This window comes from Mesorhizobium sp. USDA 3734 (genome assembly GCF_056279665.1).
Window position 1 is genome coordinate 4770134 of the sequence record NZ_JBWCCW010000001.1, and the last position, 16104, is coordinate 4786237.

Annotated in this window: 8 protein-coding genes; 4 read left to right on the forward strand and 4 right to left on the reverse strand. The window is 58.6% G+C overall.

The features are described 5' to 3' along the window. The first annotated feature begins 527 nt into the window (after positions 1–527). Positions 528–1163: an effector protein NopP gene (locus ACZ89F_RS23125; protein WP_476094391.1), complete on the forward strand. Its 636-nt coding sequence runs from the start codon at positions 528–530 to the stop codon at positions 1161–1163. Between the two features lie 726 nt (positions 1164–1889). On the opposite strand, the gene ACZ89F_RS23130 is transcribed toward ACZ89F_RS23125, so the two are convergent. Next, positions 1890–3884 (reverse strand): hypothetical protein, encoded by a 1995-nt coding sequence (locus ACZ89F_RS23130; protein WP_476094392.1) that lies wholly within the window; start codon positions 3882–3884, stop codon positions 1890–1892. 2468 nt (positions 3885–6352) lie between these two features. Between ACZ89F_RS23130 and ACZ89F_RS23135 the strand changes: the two genes are divergently transcribed. From ACZ89F_RS23135 to ACZ89F_RS23145, 3 genes are all read left to right on the forward strand, one after another. Then, positions 6353–7243 (forward strand): SctD/MshK family protein, encoded by an 891-nt coding sequence (locus ACZ89F_RS23135; protein WP_476094393.1) that lies wholly within the window; start codon positions 6353–6355, stop codon positions 7241–7243. Between the two features lie 223 nt (positions 7244–7466). Next, positions 7467–9518 carry a type III secretion system export apparatus subunit SctV gene (sctV, locus tag ACZ89F_RS23140; protein WP_476094394.1) on the forward strand — a complete coding sequence of 684 codons (2052 nt, stop codon included), beginning with the start codon at positions 7467–7469 and terminating at the stop codon, positions 9516–9518. Between the two features lie 63 nt (positions 9519–9581). Then, on the forward strand, positions 9582–10091 hold the full coding sequence (locus tag ACZ89F_RS23145) for a tetratricopeptide repeat protein (protein WP_476094395.1): 510 nt from the start codon (positions 9582–9584) through the stop codon (positions 10089–10091). Positions 10092–10550: 459 nt separating this feature from the next. Here ACZ89F_RS23145 and ACZ89F_RS23150 read toward each other — a convergent pair whose 3' ends face one another. The 3 genes from ACZ89F_RS23150 to ACZ89F_RS23160 form a co-directional block, all read right to left on the reverse strand. After that, a complete protein-coding gene (locus tag ACZ89F_RS23150) occupies positions 10551–12074 on the reverse strand; it encodes a hypothetical protein (RefSeq protein WP_476094396.1) in 1524 nt (507 codons plus the stop codon). Between the two features lie 696 nt (positions 12075–12770). Then, entirely contained in the window at positions 12771–14354 is a 1584-nt protein-coding gene (locus tag ACZ89F_RS23155) for an alpha,alpha-trehalose-phosphate synthase (UDP-forming) (protein WP_476094397.1), read from the reverse strand. Between the two features lie 1509 nt (positions 14355–15863). After that, positions 15864–16097, reverse strand: a complete 234-nt coding sequence (locus tag ACZ89F_RS23160) for a hypothetical protein (RefSeq protein ID WP_476094398.1) — start codon at positions 16095–16097, stop codon at positions 15864–15866. Between the last annotated feature and the right edge of the window lie 7 nt (positions 16098–16104).

Sequence of the window (16104 nt, forward strand, 5' to 3'; positions counted from 1 at the left end):
GTCAGGAAAGGCGCTTTTCATACCTTGCTCGACCGACGCGAGATCGGCGCTTCTTGGCCGAGCCACATCAGGACCGAAAAACCACCCGAGTCGTCGGCGACAACAACTAACGCACTTGCGCTAGGTCGCAGCCTGATTTCAAGAAACGCCAACGGCTGGCCGAATTTACTTCTGCATCAGAAGAATGCCTTCGTCAGCTAGTCGTCAGCAAAACCGGCTACCTATGGCTGTGGCGTCACACCAGCCTCAACCTAATGCCTGAACACAGGAGTGCAATATTATGTATGGTCGAATTGGTGGCTCGTCCGATAGCCACTACACGCGTAGTGCCAACGGGCAAACGGATTCACAAACTCAACAGTTCGCGGACACGTTTGCCCGCATGGACTTAGCTGGATCGGATTCCAGCGGCGGCTCATCATCGCGGGCTACGAAAGCGTATTCCCTTCAATCCAGACCTCCGGTGGTAGAGATCGACAGGTCTACTTTCAGAAGCGAGGTGAGGCAATTTTCATGGGGAAAAAATCATGCACATCGCCGACAATCCGCAAGAGTATTCGGAATTCGTATCCTCACGGGCAAGACGCACTGCGGACGTTGCTAAGCAATACGGCGTGCGTCGCGATACGGAGCGCGCGCGATATTTCAGCTACCAATTGGGAGACCAGAGTGCCGGACTCATGAGAACAGAACGCGGATTCAGCATGGCTGAGTTCGAATCCGAAAATTGGCGGGAACAATTTCCTGGCCGAACTGAGATCACCTCCATAGTGGATCTTCAGGTCGCTCACCCGCTCGTCGAGAATGCAGGCGATATTCTGCTGGAGCATCAACTTCGGATGGACGGCGAACGGCCATTGCTGAATTGGCGTGCGGCTAATCCAGAAGCACAAGCCCGCGCAGCGACGATGGGGTTTGTTGAGGTGGGTGATGGCGACATGGTCCTTGACCCTACCCAGCATCCCGAACAGTGGACTAAGAACAGTGCCGGTGAATGGCAGCGTGCAACAAACCGCCGCTCTATCTTTGCAAAACTGAGGATAGCGAGAGCAGCGATGTCGAGAGCTCACCAAGTTCACCCAGATACTCGTACGAGGATGACTTCATGTGATCAGCCGGCGAGGCCGGCCCTTGCCAACCGTTGCCGTGCGCTCGGTCGCTAAGGATATCTGAATCCGAGTACGCTTGTGGATAGTCGGCGGTGGTTCGATTCATCGCCGTATAAACCCCTCCGGTGCGAATGGCCTGGTTCCAGCACCTTGCCCCCGCGCCAGCGGAGCCGCAGCAATCCAGCCCAGCTCGCCCGGAGGATGAACTGCGGCATGAATGCGGATGGCGGCTGCAGCAGTCGAGCGAATCGCAGTCGGGAGGGGACAGCGCCTCTTCACGTTCAGAACCGGGCTGGTGTCAGCCCTCTCGACCGTCTTTCCCGGACAACATACCATGGGCGAGTTTGGATCCGCTGAAGCCGGCGAACCGGATCGGTTATCCTGTTCCGCGCTCGTCGCCGGACGATCTTCCGGATCGATTTCGGAGCGAGCCGGACGAGGGCGGAGAGCGCTGTCACGTCTAACCTCAGAAAAAGTGGCAGCGCCGCTCAGCCTCTTTTGCCCTAGTTGAGTCGCGTGGCCGGCAACTCGAGCACCTCGCGTGCATTTCCGTTTTGGCTCAAGACGGAAATGCTTTAATTTACTCGTCTGGCACCACAAGTCCCGGGCCCCATAAGCGGCATACTCGCGAGATGCCTCGGCCTTGGCGAACAGCTTGTCTGGCACCACAACTCATGGGGCGCCACAAGCGGCATGCTCGCGAGATGCCTACCTACCGGCCTTGGCGAACAGCCTGCGTTGAAGCTGGCGCCTCGGGAACCAGATGGACGTGCATGGGCTCTAAGCGATCAACAAGGACTTGCAGAACGCGGGAGTGAGCTTGCCCCGGTGGATCACGACGTTTTCGTGACCGATCGCAGCCCGGGCGTCTTGCCACTGCCGATTGTGGCCGCGCTGTTCATTTGATTTGACGTGGCAAGCGGCGAAGGCTGCGTCATCCAGCATTGGCAGCTGTCGGGCATGTACCGGCCGGTTTGTATGGATGTGCACCCACATCGGATTCGGCATTGCACCGTTGTGCAGCGCCTTGGGCTGCAGCCTGATCTCGAACAGATTGCCCGGCTCCCCCCTCAACGCGTGGGGGGAATCCGCAAGCGTCAACTCGTCGGCTGCCCGCAAGCGTTCAAGGTGCTTCTGCGACGGAAATGCGTAGGTCTTCATGCATTCGATCGTAATAATTGCCTTTCGCTCGGTCAAAGTCTTGGCGAGTCCCTGCGCCTGACTCAACATTTCTTCGAGGTGGTCTGTTTTCTCGTGCACTTTGGATAGCTGCGTAGACGGCAGTAGCAGGCGTAGACGAGGATCCTGCAATGCGGCAAGACAGGCCTGCATCTCGGTGGCCTGCGTTTGCAGGCGCTTGACCACGGTGTCGACGGCGTGTTCGGCGTCCTCGGGCTTCATCTGGCGCGCTTGCGAGACGGTTCTTTGCTGACCCGCCACATCGAACTGCAAAAGTTCGTCCAACCGCTCGAGTCGTGACGTCAGGTCCTCCGCGGACGGCGGGGCCTGCCAGATTGCCAAGTGTTCGCCCGCCGCCGACGCACTCGCATTCGCCTCGCTCGCGTTCGCGAGCTTCTTCGTGCCTAGCTCCGAGCGCACGAGAACCTTGGCTTCTGGCGCAGGGTCGCTGACGGCCGCAGCGATTTGCGGTTCCGGCCGCCCGGCCGCCAAACTCTCAGCGCCAGCGGCCGGCTTGTGCTTGCCTTTGACTTTCTTGCGCGCTGCGGTGCCTTCGGCCACTGCAGCCTTGGCGGTGTCGGCCGGTATCGCCGCGCCAGCGTCGGCCGGCAGTGCAACGGCTGGCGGCTTTGGCTGCAGTTCCAGGTAGCGCATGACATCGTGCGCAATGATCCACGCGCCGTCCACGATCTGGCTCAACAGTTCCAATGGCAGGTCGGCACCTGTTGGGTGATCGTTCAGTTTGGTCCGGATGACCTGGAACGCCGACGCAAATTCCGAAAGCCGCTCCATGACTCCTTCCAAAACGGCGCAGTGCTCTGCGTCGAGTGGGCGCCCTTCGTTCTTCGTTACAGCGTCGGCCGCCGAGCGGAATGCCGGATAAACGTCTCCGACGAAGTCTCCCAGCAGACGCACTCGCCCATTCTCACCAATGAGGATTTCCCCGACGGGTGCTTCGAGCGTGCTCACCTGCGGCTCTATCTTAGCTCGCGCGAGCCCGATCCGAGATTGCAGATGCACGAGCTTGGCATACAGTGTGTGGCCGGTGGACAGCCGCAGCGCTGACTCTTCTTCCTGCCGCATCTCGGCTGTTGCACTTGGTAAGTTGCCAGTGGCGGCCCAGGCGAATCGCTCCCGTTCGCGGTGCCCTACCTTCTTTTCCCACCAGTCCACACAGGCCACATGCACCTTCACCACACTGAGATTCGCTCGGCTCAGTTGGTCCGGGGTAGCCGTGGATTGAATCATCCTAAACACTTCTTCCGAAGCTTTTAGTGTTCCTTGCAATTTGTGGATAGTCGGTTCGGCAAGGCTGCTATAGTAGTTCACCGCATCATACACGAGGTAGCGGCAGATACGGACCTGCTCGTCGTCCACAATGGTCCGCGCCGAAGCCGGGGGCAGGCTGGCGTAGTAGTCCAGAACTGCTGAACCTGCATCGATGACCCGATCGAGCAGCTCTTGCGCCTGCGGGTCTTTCGTGGACGCATTATAGCAAATGGTCATTTCCGTAAGCAGACCGCGCATTCGTTGCCGTGCCTCGGAAATGGGGACTGCCGCACCTGAAGTTGGCGGCTGGCTGGCGACGGGCGCCAAGGCTTCACCCTCCGAGATTGAGGGAAGACTGCGCCGCCGCGGACTAGCTGCACGTGGCGCGGCGGCTGCATGCCGCGCAGTGTTCATTGTTCGGTGTATGCCAACCGAGGGGTCGGACGCGCTGTCGCGCGGGGCATCGTCGACACCACGCTGCATTGGAACGGCGGGCGTCCTTCTATTTATCCCCACAGAGCGCATCTGCTCCACGACGGCATCGAACGACTGGCCGCCTTCCCCAGGCGCAAGACTTGATTGCGAGCGCGAACTGCTAGCCTCCCCCGCCCTGCCGGCCCTCTTTTCAGTCCGCGATCTCCCAGATCGGTCAATGCCCGTCATATTCCGTCTCCGTTATAGGCGAGGATGTGTTGTCTATGCCGTTGGGGCTGATGTCGCTGAGCCCTCGCGTATCAAGGCTTTCATGAGTGCAATGCCGCCAATTCACTGAACTAGGATTTGCACTGCCATCTTTCCGTCGCCGTCAGGCCGGTTGGGCACGGCAGGTCTAGATAGATCGCCTGGCTGACGATTATCTGACGAAGAGTTTCTTCTGGGCGCGCAAAATCCGGCTTGGCTCAAGCGTTTAATCGTTGATGGAAACAACCTAGGCATACACCGGCTGCGAAGGCGCCGGATCAATCGTCTGGCGTGGGCGCCGTCACTTTATCGAGGGATCATTCACCACTTTCCAACCTGAAATAGCGTTGAGGCGCTGGGAATGTATGTGGCATGCAGAGCTGTTGCGGTCACACGCGAAAGCCCGGCGCTGGTTGCCAACCTTCGCTTTCCACCCGGCGCCTGGTTCACGAACTCGATGCAATCCTCGCGCCTTGCAGCCGACCCATGTGGATCGCCAGCGACGATGGCACCATCTGACACTACAGTGCTCAAGCCGAGCCCTCGCAACAGGTCATTGTCGACGGCTAAATGGTTGCTTTCGCGATTAGCTCCTGAACGCCCTTGCCGAGAGCGCCAAGATCCAAGATCGCTAATTGGAGCGAGTACTACAATTCTGTTTCCTATAAGTCACCGAAGTACACACCGATTTTCCTGCTCAGGAAGCGATCTCTGGGCGTATTTGAGTCCGTCCCGCGTGCTGAAACGGGGATGCCTGCAGCCTTCCAAGCTCTGATCGGCTGGATTCAGGACGATCTGCCCGCATCCGAGCAACCCTCGTCTCATACGCTCCGCGTCCAATGCCAAGTCATCCTGCAATCCGATCATCGCTGGCCATTAGCAGCGGTTGTCGGATGCGTGATGATATCGCCGGAAGTGCAGTAGCGCTGTCGACGATGCGCTTCGCCTGGCGCAGCCGGTATGCGAACACGCTCCGGTCAACCGGAGCTCGGAGTCTGCCTCCGGCGCCCTCAGCCCGCCATCGTGGGAAAAGCTTGGACACTGCGTGTGGCAGTCATACAATGGTATCGCAAGAAGCGTCGGACTTAGCCCTACGGCGGAGGAAAGTCAGGCTCCTGTCAGGCCGGATCCATGCGGCAGAAACGCACTGCCCACATTGTCTCTTGCCAAGACGCAAGACGTTTGCCGCAGCAGGAGCCCGACCTGTGCCCGAATGATTTTTTCCGGTAGCCCGCTTTTTGTAAAGACTCGTCAGCTTCTCGAAAGCTCCTGCTCGTAGCTTGATGAGATTATCTTTTAGGCGTCGCCGCCAATGGAAAGGATGCAGGAGTACTGATGATCACAGGAATTGGGAGTGGAGTTGGTAACCTCGGGTTTTCCTTGGCCCGTAGACCGAACGACCGACCAGAGCACCCGTCCACCGGCCAACCTAACAAGCCGGTTGGCGGGAATGATGCCCCCAACAAACCGGTAGGCGGGAATGATGACCCTAACCGGCCAGGCGGGAATGATCGGGTGGACGGTCCGACCACGTCTGGGGATGGCCCGCAAGATTTAAGTGCAGCCTTCCAAGAAGTTCTCTGCTCCGTTGCGTTGACTATTATGAACGATGCCATGGCGGATGCCGAAGAAACTATGGCGGACACTGAAGAGAATGCCTGACGCTGGATGGTCCGGCGTGAGGATGTGTGTGCTGTAGGTTACGGCACGAATTTAACAGAAAGGAAATGACATGCCGATTTTAGGTGCGGGCGCAGCTGGAAGTGCAGCTGGAGGTGCAGGTGCAGCTGCAGGTGCAGGTGCTTCTATTGCTGGTACCGCGGCGTCAACTGGTAGAAACGCACTGGACCACGCCGCTTCGGAACTCCAATTTAACGCGCAAATGGCGGAGCTAAAGGCCGCTTCGGCAGAGGCGACGGCTAGGAGTATGGAGCTGCGTACCGTTACGACTAGTCTCACCACAGTCAAGAAGGTGGCCGACGAACGCGTTTCGTAATGTCGAAACGGGGCTCTAGGTTGCCCCCTACCGCGTCACTCTGGTAGCGCGACGTGGCACTGAAATGAGCCGCACGGCAATTGCCGTGCGGCTTCTATCCTTGTTTGAGAGATCCTCCGTGGATGACGCCGTTTCCCTCCATTTCGAAGTGCTGTCGGGGCTTTATTGCGGAACGACCGGTAAGGCTGCTCTCGACACGAGCGTAGTCGGCAGCGGCTTAGACGCCGATATGATCTTCGTCGAGCAAGGACTGGCACCGCATCATCTTCGTATAACTCTTCTTGGCAGCTCGATCGAGGTCGAGGCACTTGCAGCCGGACTCAGCATCGAGGGCAAGCGGAATATTGCCGCGGGCGAGTGCGTTGTGGTGCCCCTTCCTGTCGTCATTCATGCAGGCGAAATGTCCGTTCTCTGGTCAGTGCAGGATGCAGCGCCGGCTGGTTCGATCGGCATACCACGCCTCTCCATCTCCATGCTCGCCTTGGTGTTACTTGGCTCTCTCGGGATCGGCGTGCTCTCGGCCATTTTCTCCTACTACGGCAATGCTGGTGCATTGAGCGCCAATTCACCCGGTGCCGAACATGAGACGAAGCTGACCAGTCAGCGCTCTAACGACCAGATTGCGGAGGCAGCGGCCAAAGAGTTGCAGGAGGAGGTCGATAGAGCGGGTCTTCTCAATGTTAAGGTCGGCTCCGCAAATGGCGCTGTGACAGCGGAGGGTACCGTCACATCGGAATCGGTCATCAGCTGGCAGAAGCTCCAGCAGTGGTTCGATCATCGCACCAAGGGCACTCTAGCACTGGTCAATGGAGTGCTCATCAAAGACGAAAAGGCGCCATCCGCAATCGCAGTTGAAGCCGTTTGGCATGGCCCGCAACCGTATCTTGTCATCGATGGCGAGAAGTATTTTGTCGGCGCCATTCTGGATGATGGGTGGACAGTCGACCGGATCGAGGACGGTCGTGTGCTGCTGAGCCGCAATGGCCGCCTTGCTGCTCTTCCGTATTAGTCCGCAGGCCCTATCAAGCAGAATTGCATGGTCAGCAACCATTCTGCCGCGCCCGGTACTGACAAACCTGGACAGACTGAAACACCTGCTGACCAGCCAACTTCGCGCATGTCTCTGGTTCTCATGCAAAGCCTGCCGACTGGCCGCCCAATGCGGACGAGGCTCTCAGACTTCGAATGCTGCGCTTCTCTGCGTAGCAAAATAAATCGTAAAGGGGGCCTCGATGGCCGACGTCCTGCGTAACTTCATCAAGCGTTCGCCGGCCAACCCGGACCTAATGGTCGCGTTGATGCTGCTTATGGCTATCGCTATGATGGTCTTGCCTATCCCGATCGTGGTGGTCGACGCGCTGATAGGATTCAATATGGGACTGGCCATCCTGCTGATGATGGTTGCCCTGTATGTCAGTACTCCACTTGATCTTTCCTCTTTGCCCGGCATCATCTTGCTTTCCACGGTATTTCGCCTCGCGCTCACCGTCGCAACGACGCGCCTGATCCTGGCCGAGGGGGAGGCAGGCGCCATCATCCATACGTTCGGCGAATTCGTGATCTCGGGCAACATCGTGGTGGGTTTCGTCATATTTCTGGTCGTCACCATGGTGCAATTCATGGTCCTCGCGAAGGGCGCCGAACGCGTAGCAGAAGTGGCGGCGCGCTTCACGCTCGACGCTCTGCCGGGTAAGCAAATGGCGGTCGACGCAGAGCTACGCAACGGCCACATCGATGCCAACGAATCTCGCAGGCGGCGCGCCGCATTGGAGAAGGAAAGCCAACTTTACGGCGCGATGGATGGCGCGATGAAATTTGTGAAGGGCGATTCCATCGCCGGACTGGTGGTTATCTTCATCAACATGCTGGGTGGAATTTCGATCGGCCTGCTCTCGAAGGGCATGTCCTTCGGCGATGTGCTGCATCACTATACTCTGCTAACGATAGGCGACGCATTGATATCGCAGATTCCGGCCCTGCTGCTGTCAATTACAGCGGCGACCATCGTTACCCGTGTCACAGGGGCGGCAAGGGTCAATCTTGGTACCGAAATGGTAAATCAGCTCACGGCCAGCAAGCGAGCGTTGCGGCTGGCAGCTTGCGTCCTGGTTTTAATGGCGTTCGTTCCTGGCTTCCCCCTGCCCATCTTCTTGATGTTGGCCGCAGTCTTCGCCGCGGCAAGCTTTGTCAAGGGCGATGTTGTCGATGCTACAAGTGCAGCTGCAGGGGACACTCAAAAGCAAATCGCGCCCGCGCAGGAATGTCCGATCGCTTTCTTCCTTGCGCCAGACCTGATGCATGCGATCGAACAAGTCGAATTGCAGCAGGAGATTGCACGCGTTTCGCAACTAGTCTCAGCCGATCTAGGCATTGTCGTTCCCCCCATCCCTATCACGGTCGACCAGCAGTTGCTGGAGTCGCAATTTCGGATAGATATCGAGGGGGTGCCAGTCGAACAGGATGTGTTAGATCCGAGCCAGCTAACGCTCAAAGACAATGTAGCGAACATCGAGTCGAGCGGTATCCCCTTTCGGCGTGATCCAAAAACGGACAGACTCGTGGCCGAACAAAGCCATGCACCGGCTCTCAAGGGCGCCGGCATCACGCATTACGGTCCTGGCGAATTCCTCGCGTTGCGCGTCCATGCAGCGTTGACCCGTTTCGCACCGCGGTTGATCGGTATTCAAGAAACCCGCCAATTGCTAGGCCGAATGGAGCAGGACTATTCTGATCTGGTGAAGGAGGTGCTGCGCACCACGCCGATCCCTCGGATTGCGGATGTGCTGCGCCGGCTCCTAGATGAAGGTATCCCGATCCGCCATACCCGCCTTCTCTTGGAAGCATTGGCGGAGTGGAGCGAACGTGAGCAAAACGTTGCCCTGCTCACGGAATATGTTCGTTCTGGTTTGAAGCGGCAGATCTGTCACCGCTATGCCAATAGAGAGGGCGTCGTGCACGCCTTGGTCGTCGAACGTGAGAGTGAGGATGTGATGCGTAGTGCAGTTCGAGATTCGGCTGCAGGTCCCTACCTCGTACTAGAGGATCGGCAAAGCGAAGCGCTGCTGTCACAGATGCGTCAGATCCATTCGAACGCAGCACCGGGTCAGACCCGCCCTGTCGTTTTAACCTCAATGGATATCCGACGCTTCGTCCGCGGCTTTTTCACCCGAAACGGGATCGATCTTGCCGTGCTGTCTTATCAAGAACTCGCTTCCGACTTTACGATTAAGCCCGCCGGGTCCGTCAAACTCCAACCTGCATCGAACAGTGGGCTATCCGAGTAACGGCAATATCCGCCCTGCCAACGACTGAACGTCATAGCACTCCGTGATAATTGGAAACCAAGCATGAATTCACACCAGAATACAGACGTCCGAGCATTTAGGTCTTTTCGACTGAACTCACTTCTCTTCTCTGTACTCGCCATGCTGCCTCTCGGCGGTTGCGCCACCTTGGACAAGCCCGCTCTTTCAGTGAAGGAGACGTCATCCCCACAGCTGCTCAACGCCAACCAAATCGATCCGGCTATGCGCGAACGGATCTTGCGGGCAGTCGGCCAGGATGCTCAAGAGCGGGCTTTGCGCGATGAGCTGAAGCAGCAACCGGACAATGTCGATGCCGCGATCCGTCTTGCGAATGCTTTGGTGGCCCAGAAGCGCCCGGATGAGGCGCTTCAGGTAGTCGACACGGTCTTGGTTGCGGCCCCAGGAAATTTGCGCGCATTGAACGCGAAGGGAGTGATCTTGGACCTTGAGGGGCGGCATGACGCGGCACAGGTGCTGTATCGGCAAGCTCTCGAATCAGAGCCTGGGAATCAGATGGTGCAGCACAATCTCAACCTGTCGCTTACGCTTTGAAGGAAGTCCGGACGGAGTGCGTTGGCGCGGTTGCGCTAGCTGTGCACATGCACCGGATTGCATGCACATATCAGAGCCTCGCAAATCCGGTCCTATGTCATCGGGTGGCAACGGCCAGCTACTGCCATTCGCCAAGGCTGATTTCGGAGCATTCACCAGAAGTCTCAGCTCAGCGCAGCTCGTTTTGTGGCGTTTGCTGGGACGCAGCGCAATGGAGGGCCACAAAGGTCCGGGAACGAAAGGTGACGCGGTCGCTCTTGAAGAGAGATACTCGATGCCCTCACAGTGACGCTGACCCGCAAGCAAGATCGTCGCGGGGCGGCGGCTTAACCTGTGCGTCCTTCTCGGAGCCACGCCGCTGGGCCTCGAACCTCGAGCACCGCATCGTTTATCGGCATCTGCTTACGGATCATGGCGTCGCGCAGCCGAGCGAGACGCCTCGAGGTCGATCCGCAGGCTTCAACTCCTTGGCCGCCGCCAAGTGTTCAAGCTACTTCTGCGTGGGAAAGGGGTATTCTTCATGCAATCGATGGAAATAGCGGCCTTTCCGTTATCCAAAGCCTTGGCCAGTCTCTGTGACTCGGACAACATCACCTTGACAGTTTTGTCGTGCTCTTCGCGCATTTGCACAGGGGTGAGTAGGTCGCGTCGACGAGGATCGTCCAGTGCGGCAAGACAGGCCTGCATCTCGGTGGCCTGCGTTTGCAGGCGCTCGACCACGGTGCCGACGGCGTGTTCGGCGTCCTCTGGCTTCATCTGGCGCGTTTCCGGACCAGCTTGATCGAACTGCAAAAGTTCGTCCGCCAGTGTGAGTGTTTGCTTCAGGGCCTCCATCGACATCGTGTGCCAGATCTCCAAGTCTGCCGCCCAACTCGCATGCGCTTCATTCGGGCTCACGAGCTTCTTCGTGCCTAGATCCGAGCCCACGAGAATCTTGGCTTCTGGCACAGAGTCGCTGACGCCCGCAACGGCTTGCGGTCCCGGCCGCCGCGCGGCCGGAGGCCTGGCGACGGGTGGCCCCTTGATGATGGCTGGCGCGTTCGCCTGCAGCGCGAGGAAGTGCATGACCTCGTGCGCAATGATCCTGATGTCGTCCACTATCTGGCCCAAATGTTCCAATGGGAGGTCGGCACCTGCTTGGGGATCGTTTAGTTTGGTCCGAATGAGCTGCAACGCCGACGCAAATTCCGAAAGCCGCTCCATGACTCCTCCCAAAACAGCGCAGTGATGTGCGTCGAGTGGGCGCCCATTGCTGCGCAGGACAGCGTCGCCCGTCGAGAGGAATGCCGGATAAACGTCGCCAATAAAGGTTCCCAGCAGACGCACTTGCTCGTTCTCACCAATGACAATTTCCTTGACGGGTGCTTCGAACGTGCTCGCCTGCGGCTCAATCGTGACCTGCGCAAGAGCGATCCGAGATTGCAGATGCATGAACTTGGTATTCAGTGCCCAGCCGGCGCGCAGCCGCAGCGCGGCCTGCTCCACCTGCCGCATCTCAGCCGTTGCACTTGGCAAGTTGGCAGTGGCGACGCAGACGGAGCGCATCATTTCGCAGCGGCGTGCCTTCTTTTGCCACCACTCCATGCAGGCCGCATAGTGCGTCGCCACGGTGGAAGCGGCTTGGCTCAGCTGGTCGCGTGTGGCGTTGCTTTGGAGCAGCATGAACACTTTAGCCGCACGGTTCCTGTGCGCTTCCAGGGAGGAGATAGTGCTGGAGCCTTTTGCGTTGCATTTGTCCCCCACGCAAAGGGCATGATCGCGGAGTCGACGGGCCTGATTGTCGGACAGAATGCTACGCGCTACAGGCAAGGGCAGGCTCGCTCGGCAGCCCAGAACCGCCGAGGTTGCATCAACGACGCGATCGAGCAGTTCTTGCTTCTTCTCCGAGTCCTGGGCCTGCCCGGCCGCATCACGGCAAGCTCGGAGTTCCTCAAGCAGGCCTTGCAATCGTCGCCTTGCTGCGGTGACATCTTCGTCGGTCACGGGAGTGGCACCGACCATACCCGAAACAGACACCTGGCTCGTGACCGGCGCTGCGGCTCCACGCCCCGGCACTGAGCGAAAACGGCGCCGCCGCTCAGTACCTGAGCCTGGCGCCGAGGTTGCACGTAGCGCAGTATCCAGGATCCGGGGTGTAGCAGCCGGGCCAGCGAAGAGCTGTCGCCAAGGGGATCGTCCGAACAGCGTGCATTGGGAACGGATGACGTCGTTCTGTCGAGGCACAGAACGCATCCGGTGGGCTCCCCACGGATGCCACCTGATTCCCAGCGTGAACTGCTCAATCCGGCTCCAGCATTGCCAATGCGCGATCTCCCAGTTCGGCCACGGCCCGTCATATTCAATCTCCAGGTCGGCAAGAGGCTGTCATGATGTTGAGGGCTGATGTCGCTCAGCCCAGTGCCTCAGGGTTTCACCCGAAACTTGGTGCGTTGCCTTCAAATTTGCTGAGCTAGGAGCGGCTTGGTCGCACACCGCCTTCACAGGCACTGTTGCTCGCCGTTACGCCGAAGATGGGCTGCCCACTGGAACCTGCACCGGCTAGGTGTATCCGGCCGAACGAACGGTCCGCAAATCCCTTCCGACGTCTTTGCTGTACCGCTACCAACTGATTTGTTTCGTCAGCTTCACCAATGGGGCTGCGGCGCGGCGTACATTGCGGCCGCGTTAGACGGCCCATGCCTAATTGATCCAACCAGGGCCGAGGTCAGAACAGGTCGCCCGCACCGTGACCCGGCTTTTGTCCAGCTCCTGAACGAAGTGCGCCGACCAATCGTGGATGGTATATGCTTCAAGTTTATCCATCATCGCCCGCCAGCGTTGGACGCGCTCTTCGCGCGGCATATTGGCCGCTTTGGAAATTGCGGCAGCGATCTCGTCAGGGCGGGTCGGATCCACCAGCAGCGCCTCATTTTGATCAAAGTCTTCGGCCGCGCCTGCAAACTTCGATAGGACCAAAACGCCGGGATCGTTCGGATCTTGCGCCGCGACATATTCTTTCGCTACCAGATTCATGCCGTCACGCAGTGGCGTCACCACGCCAACCCGAGCAGCGCGGTAGAGACCTGCCAATTGAGCCTGGGTGAAAGGACTATTCTCATAAAGGACGGGCCTCCACTCGTTCGTGCCATGCTTGTCATTGACACGTTCGACCAGGCTCTCAACGTCGCGCTTATAAATTTTATACGCTTCGATTTCGGTGCGCGAGGGGTTGGCGATCTGCATCAGCACTATGCTGCGCGGCTCGGCTGCCAAGACCTGATCGAAGGCTTTAATCCGTTCGTCAATACCTTTGGTGTAGTCGAGCCGGTCGACCCCGATTGCAAGCTTCGCGCCGTTGAGTTTCTTCTGCAACGAGGAGATATAGGGATCCGGTTTCGCAAGCGACTCCGAAGCATTCCGTGCGAACTGTTTGGGATCGATACCGATCGGAAATGTCTGGCAACGCGTGTGCCCGCGCGCCGAGATCACTACACCGTGCTCGACTTCCAGCCCTAGATGGGTACGGAGGCAGGCGCGGAAGTTGTTCAGGTCGCAGTTGGTCTGGAAGCCGAGCAGATCGTAGGCGAGCATCGATTGCATGAGCTCATCATGGTTGGGCACCTGCTCGATCATGTCGGGTGCTGGCCATGGTGTATGCAGGAAAAAGCCGATCGGCTTGTCGACGCCGAGATTTTGCAGACCAGCTCCAAGTGGTAGAAAGTGATAATCATGGACCCAGATTGCATCCCGATCCCTGAACTGGAATGCGGCTCCCGCCACGAACTTGTTGATCTCCTGGTAGCTTTTATAGTGATTTGCGGAGGCGGCCATCCGGTCAGGCAGCGAGTGCAACGCCGGCCACAATATCGAATTCGCGAAACCTTCGTAGTACCCAGAATAGTGCTCGCGCGGCAGATCGAGCTTCGCCACTTGGCCCTCGCCGTGCTGCCCGATGTCCAAGGGCTCGCTGCCGTCGCCTAACTTGCCCGAGGAGCCCATCCAGACCGCGCCAGAGCGTTCCACCACAGGCTCGAGGGCCGCAGCAAGCCCGCCCGTCTTCGGTTGAAGCGGGTCGAATGTCGCAACGCGGTTTGAGATGACGACAAGTTTTGGCTGCCGGGCTGCCGTGCCGAGGTGATGCTCCAGTTCAGGAGTGGCTGAACCTACAAGTGATCCCTGCTGTGCTGCCTCGCGCAGGTGCTGATCAAAGTCTGCTTGCTGAGTGGCGAATGACGTTCCGGGGTAACCTGCGGCTCTTTCACGGCCAGCGATATTGATATCCATCCGCCTCAACCTCCGATCGCAACCAACTGTCGATTGCTCATCTTAGGAGGTCTCAGCTGTCGAGAAGCTGACGAGCCGAAGAGACAGTCACGGCCACGTTGCTCGCGTATAAAGGGTTGTCTTTACGGGCAGCCTCCTTGCCCGGCAGGCAAACGGTGCTTGAAACGCTGATCGGTCCGACGGGCTGTATCGCGAGCGGCGCTGTTTGAGCATCAGCGTGAGCGGCTCGCCCCATTGCGAGCTGGCGTCGCAGTCCAGGTCCCTGCCCTCGCCTGATGCCGGCCCGAGATGCGTTTTCGCCTGACGGCCCACGCCCACATCAAATCATTGTTGTATGCAGGTCTTTGGCACGCTGTGCAATTTGGGGGAACATGTATCTATCAATGAAGCGGATCAGCTCGCTTCTGATGCCGCCATTTGCTTGTCGGGCGGCGCACCTGATTTCTTTCAGAAGAGATGCAGGGTGGTTCGATCCGGCACTGACCCTTGAGCGGGGGGGCTGGTTTGAGCCGGTGCCGGATCGAACCGTCTCAGGGCAACGCCGGCTATCTCGTGGAAGATTGGGACAACGCCGCGGCTAAACGGTGGCGATAATGTGTCACGGATTCACCAATTCCAACACGCACTTCGCAAAAGTGACTAGACGTTTCGGAAACGGCGCAGTGCAGCTGGCTTTGGCCAGAGCTCTTCAGTTCGGGCACGAAAACGCGAACCTTGGGTGTGGGACTGACCGATCACTGCGGTCGGGTGGAAGATAGGGAACACTCGCAATTGATTCCGCCGATCGACGGGCGACACACACCACCGTGACCAGCAGGTGCGGCTCGACTCGCGCGAAATCGACCAGATCCTCAGGAAGGACTCACACTGGCAGCCACTGAGTGGCGCGATCATCTTGCCGGTTGCCTTAGCTACCTGAGCGACGCGGATGAACGCCACACTTGGCTGTTCAGGCAATACGCCGTGGCACCATCGCCCCCTGTCGCGTCGGACCCAGGTCCTCACAGGCATGCTGCGTTCTGGGGCAACGAGATGCTCCTCGAAGGTCGACCAGAACTCCTGAATGCTGAGACGATCGCGAGCGTGGGGTCAATGGTGGACCTGTATTATATCCTCATCGGACCAGCCGCCCATCTTAGCCGATGGCCGGCTTGCAACAGATCCTTTAAAGAAAATCGCAGACTCTTAGCACTCCAAACCGCTGGGAATGGTTATCCTTTCATCTGACGCCAGTGGGTCGAGACTGTGGCGCCGTGTACCGAGCCAAAAACCTGCAGCGCGGGTTTAAAGCATTGCCGGCAAGAGCACCCATGTTGGCCGGGAAAACGAGTTGCCATGCTGGTCGACGTATTGCTCTTGTCGGACAATTTCCTCTGAAGGCCTGGAGGACGCGAAGTGGACGGAATCAATAGGACGACCGCCCAACCGATGATGAAACTGGTCAGGAGCCTAAGGGCGGCGGCTCATCTTGATCGGCTTCGGATCCTGGGACTTTGCGCGCATGCGGACCTAACCGTCTGCGAGCTGGCAGAAGTTCTGGCTCTGCCCCGTGACCACGTTATGGGACATGTCCGTCAGCTCGCCAGAGCCGGCTTTCTTCTCGGCAACGAACAACGTCCGCAGTCCTCGTACCGCCTCGAAGCAGCACGCAGGGACGGTGGCTTGTTGCAATTGTTGGTTGATCTCCTGCCCCACGGCGATGGCTATCACAGACAAGACCTGCAACGCCTTGAGGCGATACAAGTCGCGC